This is a genomic window from Superficieibacter electus (genome assembly GCF_002915575.1).
GTDB classification, from domain to species: domain Bacteria; phylum Pseudomonadota; class Gammaproteobacteria; order Enterobacterales; family Enterobacteriaceae; genus Superficieibacter; species Superficieibacter electus.
In genome coordinates this window covers 20,104-43,718 of record NZ_PQGD01000008.1, presented here as the reverse complement: position 1 = coordinate 43,718, position 23,615 = coordinate 20,104, and the positions used below count along the sequence as shown (strand labels likewise).

The following is a 23,615-nucleotide window of genomic DNA, read 5'->3' as shown; positions in this document are numbered from 1 at the left end:
GTTGTATTACATCATTACCACATCAAACTGCTCCTGATTATAGAGCGGTTCAATCTGGACTTTGACCTGCTTACCGACGAAGATTTCGACTTCTGCCAGCGCGTGAGACTCTTCACCTTTGAGCGTTTCTGCCACCGCAGGAGAAGCGTAAACCAGAAAACGGTCGGAATCGTAGGCATGATGCACGCGCACGATTTCGCGCATAATTTCATAGCATACGCTTTCCACCGTTTTAACCGTCCCGCGACCGTGGCAGGTTGGACACTCATTACACAGCACGTGCTCCACACTTTCACGGGTGCGCTTGCGGGTCATCTCAACCAGCCCAAGCTGTGAAAAGCCATTGATGCTGGTTTTAACCCGATCCTTGCTCAGCGCCTGCTCAAGAGAATGAAGTACCCGGCGGCGGTGGTCGTCGTTGCTCATATCAATAAAGTCGATGATGATGATCCCGCCGAGGTTACGCAGCCTTAACTGACGCGCAATCGCCTGCGTTGCTTCAATGTTAGTATTAAAAATCGTGTCATCAAGATTACGATGGCCAACAAACGCGCCGGTGTTGATATCAACGGTGGTCATCGCCTCAGTCTGATCGATAATCAGATAGCCGCCAGATTTCAGTTCAACTTTGCGCTCCAGCGCGCGCTGAATTTCATTCTCCACGTCAAAAAGGTCGAAAATCGGCTGACGCCCGCTGTAATGTTCCAGCTTGCTGGTCATTTCAGGAATGTACTCAGCGGTAAACTCCAGCAGCGCTTCAAAGGTCAGACGGGAGTCAACGCGGATACGGTCGAGGTGCGCATCGGCAAAATCACGCAGTACGCGCTGCGCCAGCGCCAGTTCCCCGTAAAGCTGATAGCGGGTCTGGTGGCGTTTTTTACGCTCCATCACTTTGGTCCAGACACGCTTCAGATAGGCGGCATCCGCTGCCAGATCGTCATTACATACCCCTTCCGCTGCGGTACGGATAATAAACCCGCCCTGCTCGTCGCAATAGTCAGCGACGATTTTTTTCAGCCGGTCGCGTTCAACTTCGCTCTCAATGCGCTGTGATACGCCGACGTGCGACGCGCCCGGCATAAAGACCAGATAGCGAGAAGGAAGGGTGATATCGGTCGTCAGACGCGCGCCTTTGGTGCCAAGCGGATCTTTCACCACCTGCACCATCAGATCCTGCCCCTGGCGGACCAGTTCGGAGATGTCACGGACAATAAACTGTTTTTGCTCTTCACCGGCCACGCATTCGGTATGCGGCATGATATCGGAAGCATGAAGGAAAGCGGCTTTGTCGAGGCCAATATCTACAAATGCCGCCTGCATACCGGGGAGAACGCGACTCACGCGACCTTTGTAGATATTGCCTACAATCCCACGTCGGGCTTCACGCTCAATGTGGATTTCCTGGAGAATACCACCGTCAATATACGCCACACGGGTTTCCGAGGGCGTTACGTTTACCAACAATTCAGCCGTCATGTTTATCCCTTTGCTCACGCAGTGAGTTAAAATTACTCAGCAACTCATACGTTTCCACCAGCGGTAAGCCGACTACGGCGTGATAGCTGCCATTAATCTTCCTGACGAAACAGCCACCCAGCCCCTGAATACCGTATGCACCTGCTTTATCCTGAGGTTCACCGCTGGCAATATAGCCCGCGATATCCTCTTCAGAGAGTACCCTGAAGGTGACCTCTGTCGCTACAAGACTTTCAAGCACCGACTGCCGGTCTGCCAGCGCTATCGCCGTCAGTACCTGGTGGGTCTGCCCGGAAAGCCTGCCCAACATGGCGGCAGCATCGGCATCGTCGCGTGGTTTTTCCAGTACCTCACCGTGCAGGACAACGATGGTGTCCGCCCCCAGCACAGGCCGGTCACTGGCGGCCAGTGCCACGCCTGCCAGCGCTTTTTCCCGTGCCAGACGAACAACGTAGTGCGCCGCGCTTTCATCGGGCTGCCGCTGTTCTTCAATGCCAGGGACGATACGCTCGAACGTCACGCCCAGTTGAGTGAGCAGTTCCTGACGACGTGGAGAACCGGAAGCAAGATAAAGCGCTGTCATAAAAACCTTATTGCACCGCAAATTGCTGGCGGATTTTCCGCATCAGCAGGAAGAGCCAGGGCCAGAGTACGCCGTTTACTACGCTACTCCAGAATACTTCGGGCCGGAAAGAGACGTTGATCACTAAAAATTCAGCCCAGAACACGATGATGTCAGTAGCAAGCGACAGCAGCATCACTACCAGCGCCTGTTGCCAGAGCGCCAGGTTGCGAAATAGCTGGTATTTCAACGCCACCAGATAGGCAATGATGCTTAACGCCAGCGCACGTACGCCCAGCGTGGAGCCGCTGATCAGATCCAGTATGGCACCCATTAATAAACCGGTACCCACATTGACCCGGTGCGGCAGCGCCAGCGCCCAGTACAGCAGGATCAGCAATACCCAGTTTGGCCGGAAAACAATGATGTTATCCGGCCAGGGCATGATCTGTAGCAGAAGTGCGACCAGGAACGAGAGCCAGATAACCCATCGCCCCTGACTACGGTAACTCGCCACTACTGCCCTCCTGAAGAGGACGGCTGCGTCTGCGGCTGCGGTGAAGACGTTATGCCCGTCGCTGGCGCAGGCACAGGTGCTGGCGGCCCCATCGCATCAGGTGCCGGCAGTACCTGCGGCATCATCTGCATCAGACGTTCATTTGCCACGCGGTGCACATCTTCCGGCGTCATCGGGTTGGTGCCTTCACGATCCGCTCCCCACAGCAACAGCAGGTAGCGCAAACGCTGTAAACCGGCGGTCGGACGCGCCTGGATAACGGTGTAGGCACGCTGGGTGTCGAGCTTCACGGAGGAGACCACGCCAACCGGGTAGCCCTCAGGGAAACGACCGCCAAGACCCGAGGTCACCAGCACGTCGCCGACACGAATGTCGGTATTGGCAGGCAGATGCTCAAGCTGAAGATCGTCAGTACAACCGTTACCGGCAGCAATCACCCGAATGTCGTTACGCAGTACCTGAATCGGCAGCGCGTGGGTGGCATCACAAATCAGCAGCACGCGGCTGGTCAGCTTCGCCACGGCGATCACCTGCCCAACCACGCCTTTATCGCTGATGACCGGCTGGCCTTCATACACCCCGTTGGCGCTGCCTTTGTCGATGACCACTTGATCGCTGTAGGGATCGTTGACCGTTGAGATCACCTGGGTGACCATTTTTTGTTCATCCTGACGCAGCGGGGAACCCAGCAGCTCGCGCAGACGCGCGTTTTCCTGCTTATATTGCCCCAGCATTAGCAGGTCGCTGTTTTTCAGCAGCAGTTCCTGACGCAGCGCCCGGTTTTCAAGTTCGAGCTGATCGCGCGAGGCCAGCGTTTGTGAGACGCTATCAAGTAATTCGCGGGGACCATTTGAGATAAAGTAGAAAGGACTGACGGCAGTATCCATGTACGTTCGAATCTGGCTGAACGTACCAAGGCGGCTGTCGGCGATAATGACGCCGAGCGCCACCAGCACCGCCAGAATAAGGCGAATCTGTAGCGACGGGCCACGGCTAAAAATGGGCTTCATAGGCTATGCGTATTCTCGCGTCAGTTCAGGCTGGGGCAGCGCTAAGGCAACCCCGCACCCGAAGCCGACTACTCTTCGCTAAACAAGTCGCCGCCGTGCATGTCGATCATTTCCAGTGCCTTGCCGCCGCCGCGAGCCACACAGGTCAGCGGATCTTCAGCAACAACGACAGGAATACCGGTTTCTTCCATTAACAGACGGTCAAGGTTACGCAGCAACGCGCCACCGCCGGTCAGCACCATACCGCGCTCGGAGATGTCAGATGCCAGCTCTGGCGGGCACTGTTCGAGGGCAACCATCACCGCGCTGACGATGCCAGTTAGCGGTTCCTGTAATGCTTCGAGGATTTCGTTAGAATTCAGGGTGAAGCCGCGCGGCACGCCCTCCGCCAGGTTACGGCCGCGAACTTCGATTTCGCGCACTTCGTCGCCCGGATAGGCAGAACCGATTTCGTGCTTGATACGCTCCGCAGTGGCTTCACCAATCAGCGAGCCGTAGTTACGGCGTACATAGTTGATGATGGCTTCGTCGAAACGGTCACCGCCGATGCGCACGGAAGAGGAGTACACCACGCCGTTCAGGGAGATCACGGCGACTTCAGTGGTGCCGCCACCAATGTCCACCACCATCGAGCCGGTTGCTTCAGAGACCGGAAGACCCGCACCAATCGCAGCAGCCATGGGTTCTTCGATCAAAAATACTTCACGGGCACCAGCGCCCTGCGCGGATTCACGAATAGCACGGCGCTCAACCTGGGTAGCCCCCACCGGGACACACACCAGCACACGCGGGCTTGGACGCATAAAACTGTTGCTATGCACCTGCTTAATAAAGTGCTGAAGCATTTTTTCGGTCACGAAGAAGTCGGCAATCACGCCGTCTTTCATCGGGCGAATCGCCGCGATGTTACCAGGCGTACGGCCCAGCATTTGCTTCGCGTCATGACCGACAGCGGCGACGCTTTTCGGTGAACCAGCACGATCCTGACGAATGGCCACTACAGAAGGCTCATTCAATACGATGCCTTGTCCTTTCACATAAATGAGGGTATTCGCAGTACCCAGGTCAATGGACAGGTCATTGGAAAACATGCCACGAAATTTTTTCAACATACTAAGGGATAATCCTGAAAGCTGGGGCGGAGTACAAAATCCGCTTACTTTACCAACCACACGCAGCAGCGACAAGGCGCAAAAATCATCTGCTACGGTGAAAATTAGTGCAGTTCGTTACCTTTGTTACAAACTGATACCTGACTCCTTCAGATTTAACATCATCAGCAGCGTTCCCTGCTTTCATTTGCAACCTGTAAAAGGTCGTTAACTGCGTGATCCTGGCGGGCAGACAAGCACACCCCCAAAGATACAGCGCGCGTTATTCTACGTGAAAACATAGTAAACGGCAGGTCAAACCGAATATCTTTGCGAATATTTTTTAAGATTAGAGTCAAGTGGCTGGGAGGCAGCAAAAAAATCGCCCTGCCCACCCGCTACACCACATTCCGCCAGAATTAGCCATTCGCTTTTTGTCCTAATTCCACAGGCAAAAACCTGCGCTGATGTTCCTTTGCAGGCTTCAACCAGGCTCTGTACCAAAAGCTGGTTTTCGCTACGTTTTTCAAAATTACGCACCAGGCCAGGATGCAATTTAATTATGGCAACGTCCAACTGCTTGATCCAACTGGTACTCACCATGGTTAACCCTGCCTGGGCGACCGCCACTCTTACCCCCAGCGCATTAATTAATCGCACCACAGGCTGTAAGCGGCTGATATGTTGACAAACATCCGCCTCAGCAAGTTCAAAAATAATGCGTTTTCGATGCGATTTTTCGCATTGCATTAATGTATCACGTAACCAGCGCTGAAAACGTGGGCGTATTAATGCCTCAACGGAGATTTGCATGGCCAGGTTTTCCTGCGGCCAAAACCCCAGGAAAGGGAGCATACGGGAGATTTGCAGACGGTCATATTCTTCGGCAAGGCCAAATTGCAGGACAAAAGGCATATATTCCGCCGTCAGCAATTCTTCATTGCCATCAAAGATCCGGCAGAGTAATTCCCGATGATGCACATGACCATCTGCCAGTACCGTCGGTTTTTGGTATAAACGCGGGCCGCCACGGCTTAGCACTTGCTCAATCAATGTTCGCCAGCGTACGTTACCGCGGCCTTTCTCAGGCAGTGAATCGTCATAAACCAGCCAGCTATTACCGCCCTGAAGCACGGCGTTACGTGTCGCTGTTTCCGCATGCCCCATTACCTGCTCTGTGGTTTGTCCGCTGCGCCAGGTGCATACGCCGATGTGCATAGTGTCTTCCCGGTCGAGTATTCTGGACGGCGGTAGCGCACGTACCGCTTTTAACAATTGGGACGCAATGCCATCAGCTTCTTTTAAGGTACGATGCGGCAGTAATACGGCAAAATCACTACGATGATAGCGAGCCAGCAGCGCGCCGGGATAGCGCATAATAAAGGTAGAGATAAGGTTAATTAAGGTAAAGGAATGCTCCTGCGCCGCTGCGCGTCCCCAACTTTCCGACAGCAGATCGAAGTCAGGTAAACGAATAAGCATCACAATGCCGTGTGTTCCCACTTTTTCCTGATCTTCCAGCAGGGTGGCCAGTTGGCTATCGAAAAACAGACGGTTATTTAGCCCCGTTTTCGTGTCCTGTGCAGCATAGGAGCGAATAAGCGTATCCATCCGACTGCGTTGCTCACTGGCAAAATGAATTTCTGAGAGCAGCATATCGAGCGCGCTACTGGCGCGGGCGGGCCATTCATAGACGGTGCCGCGCACGCCGTGTCCCCGCTCGCCATTAAGTATCCGCGTCGCACGCATTTCCAGCAGTTCTCCTCCCGCCAGCTGACGACGCAGCCAGCGGACCGCCAGAAAAATCACCAGCACCATAAAACCAATCGCAAAGGTTAACGGCGCGGTGGTCATCAGGGAGTGAAAATAATTGGCCATCGGGTCCTGGTAGATCAGGTGGATGGTCATACCCGGATGCTTTAATGAAGAAACGGTCTGTTCACGATAGAGGTTACTGCTCCCCAGCAGACGATAGCTTCCTGTCCTGGCATGGCTGTAGAGCACCTGTTTCCCGTGGAAAAAATCAATGCGGACAATATCAGCAGGCACCATTAATTCATCCATCTGGATATCAAGCTGCCCAAAGGCACGAGTAACCAGCCGGTTATCAAGAATGGTAGCAACAGCGCGCACGCGTCCGTCAATTTTGCTCTGGATCGCATTATAAAAACTGAGCGAACATCCTATCAGCGTGACCAGAATGGCCAGGCCAATAAGCAAGGTAATAAAAGCGGAAAACTTCGTCGTTAAACGCATCCCTGAGTTAACTCCGTTGTGTTATGAACAGCCCGGTTAATGTAAGGCCCCTCAGCCAGCAGCATTTACCTTAAAGTAAGCACTAACTCGCAGATGAACTGTGAATACTATCAAACCTGGCGGATCTGGCAATTTATTGCGTAAAGTCGGCATCGTATTTTGATTAACGAGTATAGTCTGCTGAGTAGTATTTCTAATCATTGGTCAAATGAGGGCGGATTATGCAGGCTTTACTCTTAGAACAGCAGGACGGGAAAACGCTCGCGTCGGTGCAACATATTGATGACAACCAGCTACACGAAGGCAACGTCACCGTAGATATTCAGTGGTCCGGTCTGAACTATAAAGACGCCCTGGCCATTACCGGTAAAGGCAAAATTATCCGCCATTTTCCCATGGTGCCCGGCATCGACTTCGCAGGGACGGTTCATATCAGCGACGATCCGCGTTTCCATCCTGGTCAGCAGGTGGTGCTGACCGGCTGGGGCGTGGGCGAAAATCACTGGGGCGGTCTGGCTGAACGCGCTCGCGTTAACGGTGACTGGCTGGTGGCACTCCCTGAAGGGCTTGATGACCGTAAGGCAATGATTATTGGCACAGCAGGTTTTACTGCCATGCTGTGCGTCATGGTGCTGGAAGAGGCAGGCATCCGCCCTCATAGCGGCGAAATCCTGGTGACGGGTGCCAGCGGGGGCGTTGGCAGTACCGCTGTGGCCCTGCTGCATAAATTGGGTTATCAGGTGGTGGCGGTCTCCGGTCGCGAAAGCACTCACGACTATCTGCGTACTCTCGGGGCCAGCCGCATTCTCGGGCGTGATGAATTTGCCGAAACGCGTCCACTTGAAAAACAGCTATGGGCAGGTGCGATTGATACCGTTGGCGACAAGGTGCTGGCAAAAGTCCTGGCGCAAATGAACTACGGCGGCTGTGTAGCGGCCTGCGGTCTGGCAGGCGGCTTTGCGCTGCCAACAACGGTAATGCCGTTTATTTTGCGCAACGTGCGTTTGCAGGGCGTAGATTCGGTAATGGCCCCTGCTGCACGACGCGCGGAAGCCTGGCGTCGTCTGGCTCAGGATTTGCCAGAGACGTTTTATACGCAAGCGGCGACGGAAATCACGCTTGATGATGCGCCAAAAGTGGCCGAAGCCATTATTAACAATCAGGTGCAGGGCCGTACGCTGGTAAAAGTGAAATAATGCTGGTGCGAGAAAATTTACATTTAATTAACCAATTTTCTCGCGCGCTGACAGACTCCCTGCCATGATTACAGGTGCGCTGCAGCTGTTCTGCTGAGGGCGCGCTCGCCGGGAGTCCGTCATGAAGAAATTACGTCGCTTTACTGAAGCCGATGTCACCGCCGAATCGGCTTTTTTTATGCAGCGCCGCCAGGTTCTGCAAGCGCTGGGTATCAGTGCCGCTACGCTCAGCGTGCCCGCTATGGCAAGAGCCGATCTGCTGGACTGGTTTAAAGGTCACGATCGTCCCCCTGCGCCGTCGGGTAAGCCGCTGGATTTTACTCGCCCTGCTGAGTGGCAGAGTCAGCTTGCGCAAACGCCAGAAGATAAAGTCACCGGCTATAACAATTTCTATGAATTCGGACTGGATAAAGCCGATCCTGCAGCTAATGCCGGGAGCCTGAAAACCGATCCGTGGATGCTGAAGATTGATGGTGAAGTGGCTAAACCCCTCACTCTCGATCATGATGACTTAACGAAACGTTTCCCGCTTGAAGAACGCATTTACCGCATGCGCTGCGTTGAGGCCTGGTCGATGGTAGTGCCGTGGATCGGCTTTCCGCTGCATAAACTGCTGGCGCTGGTTGAACCCACCAGTAACGCGAAGTACGTCGCGTTTAAAACGATTTATGCGCCAGAGCAAATGCCGGGTCAGAAGGATCGCTTTATCGGCGGCGGTCTGAAATACCCTTATGTTGAAGGATTGCGGCTCGACGAGGCGATGCATCCACTGACGATGTTGACCACAGGCGTGTATGGCAAAGCGCTACCGCCGCAAAACGGTGCCCCGGTTCGTCTTACCGTGCCGTGGAAATATGGTTTTAAAGGCATTAAATCCATCGTCAGTATTACCCTCACCCGCGAGCGCCCGCCGACGACGTGGAATCTCTCTGCACCGGATGAATATGGTTTTTACGCCAACGTCAATCCGCATGTGGATCATCCGCGCTGGTCGCAGGCAACGGAGCGTTTTATCGGTTCCGGCGGCGTGCTTGATGTTAAGCGTCAACCGACGCTGTTGTTTAATGGCTATGCCGATCAGGTGGCATCGCTTTATAAAGGCTTAGATTTGCGGGAGAGCTTTTGAGTGCGATTAACGGCAAAACACATAGTCTGGCTGAAAGTCGTGCTGCACCTGGCCGCTTTTCTACCACTGGTGTGGCTATTCTGGGCAGCGTCCCAGGGCTATTTCAGCGCCGATCCGGCAAAGGATATCCAGCACTTTACCGGTAGGATGGCTCTGAAATTACTTCTGGCGACCTTGCTGGTCACACCGCTGACGCGATACGCTAAACAGCCCTTATTGATACGCACGCGGCGTCTTTTAGGCTTATGGTGCTTTGCCTGGGCCACGCTGCATTTGACCAGCTATACGTTACTGGAACTGGGTATCAACAATTTATCGCTGCTGGGACAAGAGCTGGTCACACGTCCTTATCTGACCCTGGGCGGCATCAGTTGGCTTATATTACTGGCGCTGGCAATAACGTCGCCTCAGTTAATGCAGAGGAAATTGGGCCGGCGTTGGCAAAAACTGCATAACTGCATCTATCTTGTCGCGATCCTCGCCCCTGTGCATTATTTGTGGTCGGTAAAAATTTTGTCGCCACAGCCGGTGATTTATGCCGTGCTGGCGCTGGTGCTTTTAGCATGGCGTTACAAAAAGTTCCGTCAATGGCTGCGTTAGTGTCGAAAGTGTGCGGTTTCCCGCAGATATTCCCTCTGCGACTGCGCTTACGGCAATAGCGGTTGATAATCTTCCCTGATAAGACCAGTATTTAGCTGCGAAATGCTACGAAATCGTTATAATGTGCGACTTCAATTTTCCTGCCAGGGGATTTATCGCCCCGGAAAGGTGACAATCGTCCATTGAAGGTATATTTTGTTTTTTGCCGGACAATAGCCGAAGATGGCGACACAATAGCTGGCGAGTCAGGTATTTTCCATATGAATGGTTAATAGCTGTTCTGCCCGGTAACCGGAGGATGATGAGCAGATGTGCTTCTCATTAATCCAGAGAATCCGGTTATTTTTATGCTTTACAGACGGCGGTTAAACGCCTGTCACAATCACACTAAACAAAGAGTACGGAACCCACTCATGGATATTCGTAAGATTAAAAAACTGATCGAGCTGGTTGAAGAATCAGGCATCTCCGAACTGGAAATTTCTGAAGGCGAAGAGTCTGTACGCATCAGTCGTGCCGCGCCGAATGCAGGTATCCCAGTGATGCAACAGGCGTATGCTGCGCCCGTTATGCAGCAGCCAGCTTTATCTAACGCTGTAGCTCCGGCGGCCGCTCCGGCCATGGAAGCGCCAGCAGCGGCAGAAATCAGTGGTCACATCGTACGTTCCCCGATGGTCGGTACGTTCTACCGCACCCCGAGCCCGGATGCCAAAGCGTTCATCGAAGTGGGCCAAAAAGTGAATGTGGGTGACACTCTGTGCATCGTTGAAGCAATGAAAATGATGAACCAGATCGAAGCCGACAAAGCGGGCGTAGTGAAAGCTATTCTGCTCGAAACAGGTCAACCGGTAGAATTTGACGAGCCGCTGGTCGTCATCGAGTAACGAGGCGAACATGCTGGATAAAATTGTCATCGCTAACCGTGGCGAGATCGCACTGCGTATCCTTCGTGCCTGCAAAGAGCTGGGCATTAAGACCGTCGCTGTACACTCCACTGCGGATCGCGATTTAAAACACGTATTGCTGGCGGATGAGACCGTATGTATCGGCCCTGCTCCGTCCGTAAAAAGCTATCTGAACATCCCGGCTATCATCAGCGCCGCTGAAATCACCGGCGCGGTGGCAATCCATCCGGGTTACGGCTTCCTCTCTGAGAACGCCAATTTTGCCGAGCAGGTTGAACGCTCCGGCTTTATCTTCATCGGTCCGAAGGCGGAAACTATTCGCCTGATGGGCGACAAAGTGTCCGCCATTACCGCCATGAAGAAAGCTGGTGTGCCGACCGTACCGGGCTCTGACGGCCCACTGGGCGACGATATGGATCTTAACCGTGCTCATGCTAAACGCATTGGCTATCCGGTTATTATCAAAGCGTCCGGCGGCGGCGGCGGTCGCGGTATGCGCGTAGTGCGTAGCGATGCTGAACTGGCGCAGTCCATCTCCATGACCAAAGCAGAAGCGAAAGCCGCTTTCAGCAATGACATGGTGTACATGGAAAAATACCTGGAAAACCCACGCCACATCGAAATTCAGGTGCTGGCTGACGGTCAGGGTAACGCTATTTATCTGGCTGAACGTGATTGCTCCATGCAGCGCCGTCACCAGAAAGTCGTCGAAGAAGCGCCAGCACCGGGCATCACGCCGGAATTGCGTCGCTACATCGGCGAGCGCTGCTCAAAAGCGTGCGTGGATATCGGCTATCGCGGCGCGGGTACGTTTGAGTTTCTGTTCGAAAACGGCGAGTTTTATTTCATCGAAATGAACACCCGTATTCAGGTCGAGCACCCGGTTACTGAAATGATCACCGGCGTTGACCTGATCAAAGAACAGTTGCGCATTGCCGCAGGTCAGCCGCTGTCGATCAAGCAAGAAGAAGTCCAGGTCAGAGGCCATGCGGTTGAATGCCGTATCAACGCCGAAGACCCGAACACCTTCCTGCCAAGCCCGGGTAAAATTACCCGTTTCCACGCGCCTGGCGGTTTTGGTGTGCGCTGGGAGTCTCATATTTACGCCGGCTATACCGTACCGCCGTATTATGACTCAATGATCGGTAAGCTGATTTGTTACGGAGAAACCCGTGATATTGCAATTTCGCGCATGAAAAATGCGTTGCAGGAGCTGATCATCGACGGCATTAAAACCAACGTTGATCTGCAAACGCGCATCATGAACGACGAGCACTTCCAGAATGGTGGAACTAACATTCACTATCTGGAGAAAAAACTCGGGTTGCAGGAAAAGTAACGGGTTAGTGTCGGCGCGGTTCGCCGCGCCTGACGACGATCTGATTAACGCCAGGCTTTTTATTACAGCCTGGCGTTTTTTTAATGGGATTAGCAGTAACCCGCAATTTCGTCTTTCAATGCGTTCAAAGCTTCTTCCCCTTCCACAATGCCCAGTTCAAAGCAGTAATCGAGCGTTTCGCCGGGTTGAATAAACTGGAGCCGTCCTGCTGCACGCTCTTTATCGCGTCCGTCAGGAAAACTGTTACTGACTTCCAGACCCATCACATACTCGCCCGCGCCTAAATTCTTCCACTGGATCACGTTTGGTAACTGCCGGGTGCTGAATGTTTCATAGATCCCCCAGCCTAACTGCCGGTTGATCAACGCAATTTTGCTCATGCCCTCGCTATCGCTGCCAGGCGTTATGTAATAAACCTGCTCGGCGAAGCCTGGCTGCGGCGCGGTGATATCCAGATGTCCGGTTAATCCCTCCTCCGCTCGCACCGTACGCGGCACGACATTTCTGGCCGACAGGAGAATTTCCGCATCCGGTGACAATAGCGGCCAGCCATAATTAAAGTGATACAGGATCTGCAACGGCTGCTCGCTAAACCCGTTATTGGTCACTTTATCCGTGATGTGCAGAACGTTCTTCCCGTATTCACAACGAAGGGTTCTCTCCAGCGTCAGGTTTTCGCCAAACAGACGCGTCTCACGTATTTTGCCATTGATGATAAATTCAATACCGTCTTCAGTCCGCTCGGTACGATAACCCACCTCTTCCGCTGGCGTCGCAGCCAGACGTCCATGCAACCCAAGCGCCTCGCCATTATCTTCGCAGGGCGTGCCGATATAACTCAGGCCGCAGGTCGTAAGCAGCCCCGCGTAGAAGCTGCGTAGAAAACCATTACCCTGTGGTTCAAAGAACGTTGGAGCGACCATACCGTTCGGTGTAATAAAAGAAAGTGCGGTATCTTTATAACTGGCCCAGGCAATATCCAGGGCGCGATCTTTTACCACGGTGAAAGCCAGCCCCGCGCCGGTACGCACATCAAACGCTTCCGTGCCTTTCGCTTTGCCGCTACGCAGCTCATAGTGCTTAATACCCGCCACCTGAGAGAGATCGCCGATCCACGGCCAAATAGCTTTTTTCATAGCGACGCTTCCCTGTCAGGTGTGGTGTGACGGCAGATAAAATCCCTGATCTCTTCAAGCCGGGAGGTGCCTTCCATCGGCCCTCGCCGCGTGACAGCCAGCGCGCCGCAGACATTGGCGTATTGCAGCGCCTGATGCGCATCAAACCCTAACTGACGGCACGCGATATAAGCGCCGCCAAAGCAGTCCCCTGCACCGGTAGGATCAACTTCCTGTACCGGATAACTATCGACATGAAAATGTTCCTCCTGCGAATAATAACTAGCACCTTTATTACCGCGTTTAACGATAACCTCTTTAACACCTTCATCAAGAAAACCCATAATGGCGCGTTCAGGCGTAGAATGCGGTGAAAGTAACAGCACCTCGCCCTCGCTGGGCATATAAATATCCGTTAATTCAAGCACAAAATGCAAAGCATCGCGCATTTCAGGAATATCGAGCATTTCTTTACGGATATTGGGATCAAAAGAAATGATTCCGCCATTATCTTTAACCAGCGCCACCGCTTTTTTTACCGCATCCACCATATGAAACGAAAATAACGATGAACCCATAATATGAAAGTGTGTGCAATCTTTCAGCAAGTTTTCATCTACGTGTTGCGCCGATAGTTTACCGCAGGCGGCATTTTTAATATTAAAAATAAAATCACGGTCGCCCGACTTATGATAGGTGACAAACGCGCTGCCGGTTGCCTCCAGGGGTAAAACGGAAATACCCCTTATATCTACCCCATCGTCAGCCAGGCGATGTAAATTAATATCGCCAAAACCATCCTTCCCCACACAACTAATGATGCCGCAAGGCACCCCAAGTCGGGTCACCTGATCGATAAAAATTGCAGGTGCGCCGCTGGGATACGGACCGTTCCAGACGCCTGGTTGATCGAACGGCTGACCAATTTTATGCGCCATAATTTCAACCAGAATTTCTCCAATCGTGAAGACCTTACTCATATGATTAATCCCCTGAAATAATTAGCTGCGTTTTCTTTTATTTCTGACATCAACATAAACCGCCACCAAAATGACTAATCCTTTCACTACCATCTGATAGAAATAGGGGACATTCATTAAGTTCATGCCGTTATTGATAACGCCAATGGTTAACGCGCCAATCATGGTGCCGATAACCGTACCGTAACCACCATTCAGACTTGTACCACCCAGCACGGCGGCGGCGATTGCATCCAGTTCATAGCTCAGCGCGGAATTAGGCTGCCCGGAGTAAAGACGGGAAGCGAGGATCATGCCGCTGACGCCCGCCAGCACGGCGGTGATCATAAAGACTTTAATATTCAGCCGGACAACGTTAATACCAGAATAAATCGCGGCCTCTTTATTACCGCCAGTGATATAAATTTTGCGGCCAAATGTTGTCTTAGTCAGAATGAAATGGTTCACCAGCAATAAAATCAGCAGAATCCAAATAGGAACAGGAATATATAAAAACTCGCCGTTGCCAAGCGCCAGAAAAGCGTTATCCTTGATCATAATCGGCGTGCCATCCGTTACAATGTAGGCTATACCGCGAAAGATCCCCATGGTGGCAACGGTGACAATAAAGGAGGGTATTCCCGCGAAGGCCGTTAATCCTCCGTTAATCATTCCCAGAACCAGCGCCGCTATTATGGATAGAGGCACCAATAATATAAAAGGAACGCCCCATGACGCGCCCAGGGCGGCAAACGTGCCGATTAAAGCGATCGTCGAACCTACTGATAAATCTATATCACCCAGCAGTAATACGTACGTCATACCATACGCCGTGATGGCGATGATAGAAACCTGAAGAATGATATTGGTAATATTATTGGTTGTGAAAAAACTGTCATTCATAAAACTGAACAGAATGATCAGCACCACCATGCCGCTCAGAATACCGCCATATTGTTTCAGGGCTTTTTTAAATCCGCTGGCTGCGGGTAAAGCCGGAGCTTTTGACATAGGGATAGTCTTCTCAGTCATTTACCGTACTCCTGTTGCCGCGGTCATTACCTGCGTCTGCGTTAAATTTTCACATGAAAAAATTTCAGCGATGGTTTTGTTGCGCATAACAACCAGACGATCGCTTAGCGCCATCACTTCCGGCAGTTCAGAGGAGACCAGAATAATGGCCGTGCCTGCTGCCGCCAGTTGGCGTATGACGTTATAAATTTCAAATTTTGCGCCCACATCCACACCGCGCGTCGGTTCATCAAGCAATAAAATGCGCGGTGTTTTTTCCAGCCATTTCGATAACACGATCTTCTGCTGATTGCCGCCGCTTAATGCGCCGGTTAGTTGATGGATTGAATTCACTTTCGTGTTCATGCGGGCGATCGACGCCAGCGTTCGCTTCTCCTCCTCCTGATGATTAATGAGGCCCATCACCGACGCGTTATACTGAAAGGCAACGTGATGCGTATTCATGTTCACGTCATGCATCAGTACCAACCCTTCTTCCTTACGGTTTTCCGTCACAAACGCAATGCCATGATCGATCGCCTGTTTCGGGTTTGAGAGGGTGACTTCCTGACCATCAATTAAAAGGGTTCCCTGATAAGCAATCAGCCCAAATAACGCTTTCATTACATCAGAACGTCCCGCGCCTACCAGACCAAAAAATCCCAGCACTTCACCTGGCCGCACGGCAAAACTCACCTGCTGAAACAGTGTTGGGTGAGTAAGATCCCTCACCTCCAGTTTTGGTGTGACGCTTTCATCGGGCTTTTGCCCAATACGCGGCGGCCAGATATTTTTCATTTCCCGTCCGACCATTTGCGCTATCAGGCGCTGGATATCACTGTCTTTTTTCTCATGGGTAGCAATATATTCTCCATCGCGAATCACGGAGATATCGTCAGAAATGCGCATGATTTCATCCATCCGATGAGAGATATAAATGACTGCGCTGCCACGTGCTTTTAATTTGGCAATAATATTAAATAAAATTTCAGCTTCGTTATCGCTCAGTGAGGAGGTTGGCTCATCCATGATCACCACATCCGCCGGATAACTTAGCGCTTTGGCAATTTCAACCAATTGCCGATGCGCCATCGACATATTACCGACCACTTCCTGTGGGTCCAGAGGAATACCTAACTCGGTCAACAGCTGCTGACAATCAGTAAGCATTTTTTTGTCGTTAATAATTCCCCAATGCATTGGTTCATTATTAGCGTAAATATTTTCCGCAACCGTCATATTATTGCTAAGACTGAGCTCCTGGAAAATAATGGCAATGCCAAGTTTGCGCGAATGCTGTGGGCTATTAATCGCAATGTCTTTACCGTGTAGCGTTATCGTTCCTTGTGTTGGAGGATAAACACCCGCAAGGATTTTCATTAACGTTGATTTGCCTGCGCCGTTCTCACCCAATAATGTATGCACACGTCCTTTGCGGATGGTCAGGGTAATATCCTTTAACGCCTGGACGTGACCGAATGTCTTTACTATATGCGAAACATCAAGAATAACATCTGTCATTGTTACCTCAGTATCACAACAAAACGCATTCTGCGTTTTGTTGTGAGGTAAAGATAATTTTATTTCCCTGTATAGACACCAGGTTGTACTGGGATCAGTTTTTCCACCGATTTACCGTTAAGGTGATCAACCGCGGCATCAATTGCTTTTTCGCCCATCTGATCGGGATATTGACGGATCACCGCGGCAAATGTTTTTTCGCTATCGACCGCATCGCGTGCTTCTTTCATGCCGTCAAAACCAATGATCCTGATATTGTCGTTACGCGCGGATTTGGCTGCAATCACCGCCGCCAGCGCCGCATCATCGCCAAATCCAAACAAGCCGCTAAGGCCAGGATTCGCCTGCATAATGTTTTGGGCAGTGGTTAACGCCTCGGCCCGGGTGATCCCCGGCTGTTCCGCGACAATTTTGATATCGGGAGTCTCGCCTAATCCTTTCTTAAAGCCCTCTACGCGGGCCACGACAGATTGCAGTGCCGGATAGGAAATAATGGCGACCGTACCTTTACCATTTAACATTTTCCCCATTAATTTACCGGCTTGTACGCCTCCCGCATAATTATCGGTCGCTACATGCGTCACGACCGGCACCCCTTCGGCAGCTACATCAACAGTAATAACCGGGATGCCTGCTTTGTCCGCTTTGATAATAGCGGCCTGTACGCCCTTTGAATCGACGGGAGAGATAATGATGGCATCGACTTTTTTAGTGATAAAGTCTTCCACATCAGACAACTGTTTATTCAAATCCTGGTTAGCAATCGAAATGCTCAGATTAACGTTGTCTTTTTTGGCCTCGCTTTTCATTGCGTTAGCCAAATCAATATAAAAAGGATGTTGCTGTGTTAATAGTGAAGCGCCAATTTTATACTCTTTGGCAAATGAACTTTGTGAGAACAATGCCAGGCTCACTAACATAGCAGAGCCAAGTAATTTTATTTTTTTCATAACGTTCCTCGTTGTTTTGTAGGGTCAGATATTTTTAAATCTTTCCTGCACTGCCGCAGACGCCAATAATACGCGCCACCACTTCCTTCATTGCAGCTTTAGCAGGCTGCATATAGTGACGCGGATCGTTAGCATCGGGGTTATTATGGAAATAGACTTTCAGCGCATCGGCAAAAGCTATTTTTAATTCAGTGGCGACATTCACTTTACAAATACCGCGCTGAATACATTTTTGCACATCATGCTCCGTTAAACCGGAAGCGCCATGCAAAACTAATGGGATATCTACGTGCTGGCGGATCTGTTCCAGGCGTGAAAAATCTAAGCGAGGCTCCTGAGTATAAAGACCATGCGCTGTGCCAATCGCGACCGCCAGCGAGTCGATCCGCGTGCGCTGAACGAACTCTGCCGCCGCTTCCGGTGAGGTATAAGCAGAATCTTTTGCGTCAACCACCAGGTCATCTTCCTGCCCGCCGAGACGTCCCAGCTCAGCCTCCACGCTAACATCATAGGTATGACAAAAGGTCGTAACCTCTTTAACGCGCGCGATATTTTCTTCGAATGGCAGATGAGAGCCGTCAATCATGACGGAGCGGATGCCGGCGCGCACTTTATTAAAAATATCTTCGCACTCTTCATGATGGTCAAGATGTAACGCCAGCGGCAGCTGATATTCACGGGACAGTGCTTTCACCAGCGATATCAAATTTCCCACGCCTCCGTTGCGATACGTGCCAGGCGTACCCGCAAGTATTACCGGAGAGCGATATTGTGCTGCGGTTTCCACAATGACCTGAAGGGTTTCAAGGTTATGAATATTGAACGCCGGTACAGCGTATGCCTCACATTGCGCCTTCTTCAACATGTTTTTACTTGAAATAATGAACATTTCTTCTCCTGGCTTTTTGCTTACAAAACGAAGAAAGTTAGTCTTTACTTTCATTTTGTAAGAAAACTAGCATAAGCAAAGAGGCAAAAAGCGTGATTAAGCTCAAAAAATCGAGACAAAACTTACAAAACAAAACCAAAATGAATTTTCATTTTGAAAGCGAGAGTTAAGAAATCAACGAGGCCTGTATAAATATCATTGTATTTCAATAGGTTGTATTTAAGAGATGTAAAACAGGGTTATGAAGAGCTTTTCAAAGTACAGCTTTGCTGAAGGATAACTTTCAAAGAAAAAATCATGAGATTATAGTGATAGACATTACAGGCCAATTACGAGTGTTAACGTGCCGAGAAAATCCTCTACTCTTTTAAAACGCAGGCTGAAGATTGCTGAAATTGTCGCTGCGCAAGGAGAAATCAAGGTTGATGACTTATCTGCTCAACTCGGTGTTTCTGGGGTAACCATTCGCGGCGACTTAAGTTATCTGGAGCAACAGGGCTACCTGAAACGCTCATTCGGCGGGGCAATCGCGACGCCGACAACGCCTGCGGAGCCAGAAGCAGTTCTACAGGCAGCGACGCCGTCACTGGCGCAACAAATGGAGATTGCCCGCCACTGCGTTCGTCTCATTCGCGACCGGGATACGTTATTTCTCGGCCATGGTGCGTTCTGTCGCAAAATTATCCCGCTGTTAAGCGAAGTGAAAAAACTTCGTCTGATCACCAACGATCCTGAGCATGCGCTTCTGGCAAATCAATTTATTGACGGAGAGATCATCCTGGCCGGCAGTGAAATGTTACGTCCGGATACCGCGCTGGCGGGAAAATCGCTGGAGCAGGCATTTCAGCATTACACCCTGACCCACAGTATTCTGGAGGTTAGCAATATTGATGCGGAAGGAGCGTTGAATATTGCCATGCCCCGGCTGGCACCTGCCTGGCAGCTTTGTTTTGATCACGCACAAAACAAAACTGTTATCGTGACCGCAGATTCGGCCTCTGCCACCGCGTCTATCGGCCATATCGATCAGGCGGAAAATGTGATCGTCTACCGCAGTATTAATGAACATTATCAGCAACAATTACAGCATGCTGATTTTGTTATTCTTTATACCAGTAATGAGTGCTTTACCTGGACTAATCGCGAGAGGTTTCAGGAATGAGAGGGTGTTTGTGACACTTACCATTTGTACCATGGGTGAATTATTGGTCGAGTTTTTGTCGCGGGACCCGCAACAAAAATTCACTCAGCCAGGCGAGTTTGTGGGGCCCTTTCCCAGCGGGGCACCCGCGATTTTCGCCGCTCAGGTTGCAAAGCTTGCCCATCGGGCAATCATTTTTGGTTGCGTGGGCAGCGATGATTTCGGTCGGCTGAATATTGAGAGATTGCGTCATGAAGGTGTGATTACCGATGGCATCCACATTATAGATAATGCCGTAACGGGCACGGCGTTCGTAAGCTATCGCACTCCGCAGGAGCGCGACTTCGTTTTTAATATTCCCAATAGCGCCTGTGGTGTGTTTGCCGCTAAACATATTGATATCGAGCTGCTGCACCAGTGTACCCATATTCACATTATGGGCTCGTCATTGTTTTCTTTCCGAATGATTGACGCGATGCGTAAAGCAATTACCGTCATTAAAGATGCTGGTGGCACCGTGTCCTTCGATCCCAATATTCGTAAAGAGATGCTTAATATTCCTGAAATGGCACAGGCTCTTGACTACCTGGTTGAATATACAGATATTTTTCTGCCCAGCGAAAGCGAATTGCCTTTTTTCGCACGTTATAAAAATCAGCCAGCAGAAGAGATTATTAGCGAGCTTCTCCATAGCGGCGTAAAGCATGTTGCGGTAAAACGCGCACAGCAAGGCGCAAGCTATTACCGGCTTGAGAAGAATACGCTTCAGACGTTGCATATTCCTGGTCACAAGGTAAATAGCGTCGACCCGACAGGTGCGGGCGGCTGTTTTGGCGCAACCTTTGTCTCTCTGTTTCTGGCAGGCTTTTCAGCACAGAAAGCGTTGCAATACGCCAATGCCAGCGGCGCGCTCGCCGTAATGCAACAGGGACCAATGGAAGGCATTTCGTCTATTTCCGACATTGAAAACCTACTGCGGGATCAACCTCGCCCGTAGAGCCTGCCCCGGCTATAGATTTTTCCAGCACTACGCCCGGTAGCGAAGATCGACGCTGCCGCGAAAAGGCGAATATCACGGCACGCTGCATCTGATCGCCCTCGACTGGCACGATGAAAACGGGTCTGCTAATGTGAACGTCGCCCTCCATTTGACTATTTAACCCTCCCTTTCCGCTGTATCCTCGCCGGCTACAGCGGAAAATCTTTGGGTAATGCCCTCTCTATCCGTACAATCACCGCAGAATAACGACATTCCTGACTCTGGAAAGCTATGAATAAACGTTTTGCTCAGGCTCATAAAGAGGCGCGCTGGGCGTTGTGGTTAACGCTTCTTTACCTCGCCGCATGGTTAGTGGGCGCTTACTTACCAGGTTCAGCACAGGGCATAACCGGCCTGCCGCACTGGTTTGAAATGGCCTGTCTGCTGGTGCCGCTGATTTTTATTGTGCTGTGCTGGGCGATGGTGAAATTTATCTATCGCGATATTTCGCTGGAGGACGATGATGCAGTCTGAAGTGATCCTGCCGCTTATCGCCTATTTACTGATAGTATTTGGCCTGTCGGTTTATGCCATGCGTAAACGGGCAACGGGCAATTTTTTAAACGAGTATTTCCTCGGCAGCCGCTCAATGGGTGGCGTGGTGCTGGCGATGACGCTGACGGCGACTTATATCAGCGCCAGTTCGTTTATCGGTGGCCCCGGCGCGGCGTATAAATATGGTTTAGGCTGGGTGCTGCTGGCGATGATCCAGCTCCCTGCTATCTGGCTCTCGCTCGGCATTCTCGGCAAAAAATTCGCTATCCTTGCCCGCCGCTATAATGCCGTGACGCTCAACGATATGCTGTTTGCCCGCTACCGGAGCCGACTGCTGGTCTGGCTGGCGAGCCTGAGCCTGCTGGTCGCGTTTGTCGGTGCGATGACGGTACAGTTTATCGGCGGCGCACGTCTGCTGGAGACGGCCGCGGGCATACCCTATGAAACCGGTTTGCTGATCTTTGGTATTAGCATCGCGTTGTACACCGCTTTCGGTGGATTTCGTGCCAGCGTGCTCAACGATACGATGCAGGGGATGGTGATGCTGATCGGCACGCTTGTGCTGCTGGTGGGCGTGGTACATGCGACTGGCGGCTTAGGCCATGCGGTTGAAACGCTGAGGACTATCGACCCGAAACTGGTTTCCCCTCAGGGCGCGGAGGATATTCTCTCGCCGACCTTTATGACCTCTTTCTGGGTACTGGTATGCTTTGGCGTAATCGGCCTGCCGCATACCGCGGTACGCTGCATCTCCTATAAAGACAGTAAAGCCGTTCATCGCGGGATTATTATCGGCACCATTGTCGTGGCCATCCTGATGTTCGGCATGCACCTGGCCGGCGCGCTGGGACGCGCGGTGATCCCAGACCTTACGGTGCCGGATCTGGTTATTCCGACGTTAATGGTTAAAGTCCTGCCGCCGTTCGCCGCCGGGATTTTCCTCGCCGCGCCAATGGCGGCAATTATGTCGACTATTAACGCCCAACTGCTGCAAAGTTCCGCGACTATCATTAAAGATCTGTACCTGAATATGCGTCCAGAGCAGTTGCAAAACGAGCGTCGGCTTAAACGTATGTCGGCGGTGATTACGCTGGCTCTGGGGGCGTTGCTGCTGCTCGCCGCATGGCGTCCGCCTGAGATGATCATCTGGCTGAACCTGCTGGCGTTCGGCGGGCTTGAAGCGGTATTTCTCTGGCCGCTGGTGCTGGGCCTGTACTGGGAGCGCGCCAATGCCGCTGGAGCGCTAAGTGCGATGATTATCGGCGGGGTGCTTTATGCCGTACTCGCCTCCTTGAATATTCAGTATCTGGGCTTTCATCCGATTGTCCCTGCATTGCTGTTAAGTTTGCTGGCGTTTGTGGTGGGTAACCGTTTCGGTCAACCTGTACCGCAAGACGCTATCATTTCTCCTGATAAATAAAGAGTTTTTGCATGCCGTGGATACAACTGAAATTAAATACAACCGGCGCGAATGCCGAAGAGCTGAGCGATGCGCTGATGGAGGCCGGTGCGGTTTCCATTACCTTCCAGGACACGCATGACACGCCGGTATTTGAACCGCTGCCGGGTGAAACGCGCCTGTGGGGCGATACGGACGTTATCGGCCTGTTCGATGCGGAAACCGATATGAAAGCGGTCGTTGCCGCGCTGGAGCTGAATCCGCTGCTGGGCGCTGGGTTCGTACATAAAATTGAGCAGATCGAGGACAAAGACTGGGAACGTGAGTGGATGGATAATTTCCACCCGATGCGTTTTGGTGAACGTCTGTGGATCTGCCCGAGCTGGCGCGACGTGCCGGATGAAAACGCCGTCAATGTGATGCTCGATCCGGGACTGGCATTTGGCACCGGCACGCATCCAACCACTTCGCTGTGCCTACAGTGGCTGGACGGGCTGGATCTTAGTGGTAAAACGGTAATTGATTTTGGCTGCGGCTCCGGCATTCTGGCCATTGCGGCGCTCAAACTGGGTGCGGCGAAGGCGATTGGGATTGATATCGATCCGCAGGCCATTCAGGCCAGCCGCGCCAACGCAGAGCGTAACGGCGTTTCTGAGCGCCTGGCGCTTTATTTACCGCAGGACCAGCCGGAAGCGATGAAAGCCGATGTGGTAGTAGCTAACATTCTTGCAGGCCCCCTACGCGAGCTTGCGCCGCTTATCAGCGTACTGCCGGTTCAGGGCGGCCTGCTGGGGCTATCGGGCATTCTGGCAAGCCAGGCGGAAAGCGTCTGTGAAGCCTATGCCGATCTCTTCGCGCTCGACCCGGTGGTTGAGAAAGAGGAGTGGTGCCGGATCACTGGCCGTAAAAAGTAATCCCAACGCGGCCGGCGGGCCGCGTACTTATTGATAGTTTCGATATATTTTTATCTAAAAATGAGACCGCGATCGCATTCATAAACGCTTTTTTGCTTATTAAA

General features: G+C 51.7%; 22 protein-coding genes. 10 read left to right on the top strand and 12 right to left on the bottom strand.

Going from position 1 to position 23,615, the window contains the following annotated elements; genetic code table 11:
* Positions 1–6: 6 nt before the first annotated feature.
* The 6 genes from rng to csrD all read right to left on the bottom strand — a co-directional run bounded on the left by rng (position 7) and on the right by csrD (position 6,912).
* On the bottom strand, positions 7–1,476 hold the full coding sequence (rng, locus tag CHU32_RS11225; protein ID WP_103675616.1) for a ribonuclease G: 1,470 nt from the start codon (positions 1,474–1,476) through the stop codon (positions 7–9).
* Positions 1,466–2,059, bottom strand: a complete 594-nt coding sequence (locus CHU32_RS11220; protein ID WP_103675615.1) for a Maf family protein — start codon at positions 2,057–2,059, stop codon at positions 1,466–1,468. Before CHU32_RS11220 ends, rng begins: the two co-directional genes overlap by 11 nt.
* A 7-nt stretch (positions 2,060–2,066) precedes the next feature.
* On the bottom strand, positions 2,067–2,555 hold the full coding sequence (gene mreD, locus CHU32_RS11215) for a rod shape-determining protein MreD (RefSeq protein ID WP_103675614.1): 489 nt from the start codon (positions 2,553–2,555) through the stop codon (positions 2,067–2,069).
* On the bottom strand, positions 2,555–3,565 hold the full coding sequence (mreC, locus tag CHU32_RS11210) for a rod shape-determining protein MreC (RefSeq protein ID WP_103675613.1): 1,011 nt from the start codon (positions 3,563–3,565) through the stop codon (positions 2,555–2,557). Before mreC ends, mreD begins: the two co-directional genes overlap by 1 nt.
* 68 nt (positions 3,566–3,633) lie before the next feature.
* Entirely contained in the window at positions 3,634–4,677 is a 1,044-nt protein-coding gene (mreB, locus tag CHU32_RS11205; RefSeq protein ID WP_000913396.1) for a rod shape-determining protein MreB, read from the bottom strand.
* Positions 4,678–4,971: 294 nt separating this feature from the next.
* Positions 4,972–6,912: an RNase E specificity factor CsrD gene (gene csrD / locus CHU32_RS11195; RefSeq protein WP_103675611.1), complete on the bottom strand. Its 1,941-nt coding sequence runs from the start codon at positions 6,910–6,912 to the stop codon at positions 4,972–4,974.
* Between the two features lie 221 nt (positions 6,913–7,133).
* Here csrD and acuI point away from each other — a divergent pair, with 221 nt between their 5' ends.
* The 5 genes from acuI to accC all read left to right on the top strand — a co-directional run bounded on the left by acuI (position 7,134) and on the right by accC (position 12,078).
* Positions 7,134–8,108 (top strand): acrylyl-CoA reductase (NADPH), encoded by a 975-nt coding sequence (gene acuI / locus CHU32_RS11190; protein ID WP_103675610.1) that lies wholly within the window; start codon positions 7,134–7,136, stop codon positions 8,106–8,108.
* A gap of 121 nt (positions 8,109–8,229) precedes the next feature.
* Entirely contained in the window at positions 8,230–9,234 is a 1,005-nt protein-coding gene (gene msrP, locus CHU32_RS11185) for a protein-methionine-sulfoxide reductase catalytic subunit MsrP (RefSeq protein WP_103675609.1), read from the top strand.
* Positions 9,235–9,834: a protein-methionine-sulfoxide reductase heme-binding subunit MsrQ gene (msrQ, locus tag CHU32_RS11180; RefSeq protein ID WP_103675608.1), complete on the top strand. Its 600-nt coding sequence runs from the start codon at positions 9,235–9,237 to the stop codon at positions 9,832–9,834. It abuts the gene before it with no gap.
* A gap of 413 nt (positions 9,835–10,247) precedes the next feature.
* Entirely contained in the window at positions 10,248–10,718 is a 471-nt protein-coding gene (gene accB / locus CHU32_RS11170) for an acetyl-CoA carboxylase biotin carboxyl carrier protein (protein WP_103675607.1), read from the top strand.
* Between the two features lie 10 nt (positions 10,719–10,728).
* Positions 10,729–12,078, top strand: coding sequence for an acetyl-CoA carboxylase biotin carboxylase subunit (gene accC / locus CHU32_RS11165; protein ID WP_103675606.1), 1,350 nt, complete (start codon positions 10,729–10,731; stop codon positions 12,076–12,078).
* An 89-nt stretch (positions 12,079–12,167) separates the two neighbouring features.
* Here accC and CHU32_RS11160 read toward each other — a convergent pair whose 3' ends face one another.
* From CHU32_RS11160 to CHU32_RS11135, 6 genes are read right to left on the bottom strand one after another with little or no spacing between them, the layout of a single operon-like run.
* The gene (locus tag CHU32_RS11160; protein ID WP_103675605.1) at positions 12,168–13,214 is read right to left on the bottom strand and encodes an aldose 1-epimerase family protein; all 1,047 of its coding nucleotides are present in this window, start codon (positions 13,212–13,214) and stop codon (positions 12,168–12,170) included.
* Positions 13,211–14,173 carry a sugar kinase gene (locus tag CHU32_RS11155; RefSeq protein ID WP_103675604.1) on the bottom strand — a complete coding sequence of 321 codons (963 nt, stop codon included), beginning with the start codon at positions 14,171–14,173 and terminating at the stop codon, positions 13,211–13,213. Before CHU32_RS11155 ends, CHU32_RS11160 begins: the two co-directional genes overlap by 4 nt.
* A 21-nt stretch (positions 14,174–14,194) precedes the next feature.
* Positions 14,195–15,184: an ABC transporter permease gene (locus tag CHU32_RS11150; protein ID WP_103675603.1), complete on the bottom strand. Its 990-nt coding sequence runs from the start codon at positions 15,182–15,184 to the stop codon at positions 14,195–14,197.
* Positions 15,185–16,684 (bottom strand): sugar ABC transporter ATP-binding protein, encoded by a 1,500-nt coding sequence (locus tag CHU32_RS11145; RefSeq protein WP_103675602.1) that lies wholly within the window; start codon positions 16,682–16,684, stop codon positions 15,185–15,187. It lies immediately after the preceding gene.
* Positions 16,685–16,743: 59 nt separating this feature from the next.
* On the bottom strand, positions 16,744–17,634 hold the full coding sequence (locus CHU32_RS11140; protein ID WP_103675601.1) for a substrate-binding domain-containing protein: 891 nt from the start codon (positions 17,632–17,634) through the stop codon (positions 16,744–16,746).
* Between the two features lie 34 nt (positions 17,635–17,668).
* A complete protein-coding gene (locus CHU32_RS11135) occupies positions 17,669–18,523 on the bottom strand; it encodes a tagatose bisphosphate family class II aldolase (RefSeq protein ID WP_103675600.1) in 855 nt (284 codons plus the stop codon).
* A gap of 328 nt (positions 18,524–18,851) precedes the next feature.
* On the opposite strand from CHU32_RS11135, the gene CHU32_RS11130 reads away from it, so the two are divergent.
* The 5 genes from CHU32_RS11130 (at position 18,852) to prmA (ending at position 23,511) form a co-directional block, all read left to right on the top strand.
* Positions 18,852–19,685: a DeoR/GlpR family DNA-binding transcription regulator gene (locus CHU32_RS11130; RefSeq protein WP_103675599.1), complete on the top strand. Its 834-nt coding sequence runs from the start codon at positions 18,852–18,854 to the stop codon at positions 19,683–19,685.
* Positions 19,686–19,716: 31 nt separating this feature from the next.
* Positions 19,717–20,661 (top strand): sugar kinase, encoded by a 945-nt coding sequence (locus CHU32_RS11125; protein ID WP_245880215.1) that lies wholly within the window; start codon positions 19,717–19,719, stop codon positions 20,659–20,661.
* 273 nt (positions 20,662–20,934) lie between these two features.
* Positions 20,935–21,177, top strand: coding sequence for a YhdT family protein (locus CHU32_RS11120; protein WP_103675597.1), 243 nt, complete (start codon positions 20,935–20,937; stop codon positions 21,175–21,177).
* Positions 21,167–22,618, top strand: a complete 1,452-nt coding sequence (gene panF / locus CHU32_RS11115) for a sodium/pantothenate symporter (RefSeq protein WP_103675596.1) — start codon at positions 21,167–21,169, stop codon at positions 22,616–22,618. The genes CHU32_RS11120 and panF overlap by 11 nt, the downstream gene beginning before the upstream one ends.
* An 11-nt stretch (positions 22,619–22,629) precedes the next feature.
* Complete coding sequence (gene prmA / locus CHU32_RS11110) at positions 22,630–23,511, top strand: 50S ribosomal protein L11 methyltransferase (RefSeq protein WP_103675595.1); 882 nt, start codon at positions 22,630–22,632, stop codon at positions 23,509–23,511.
* The last annotated feature ends 104 nt before the right edge of the window (positions 23,512–23,615 follow it).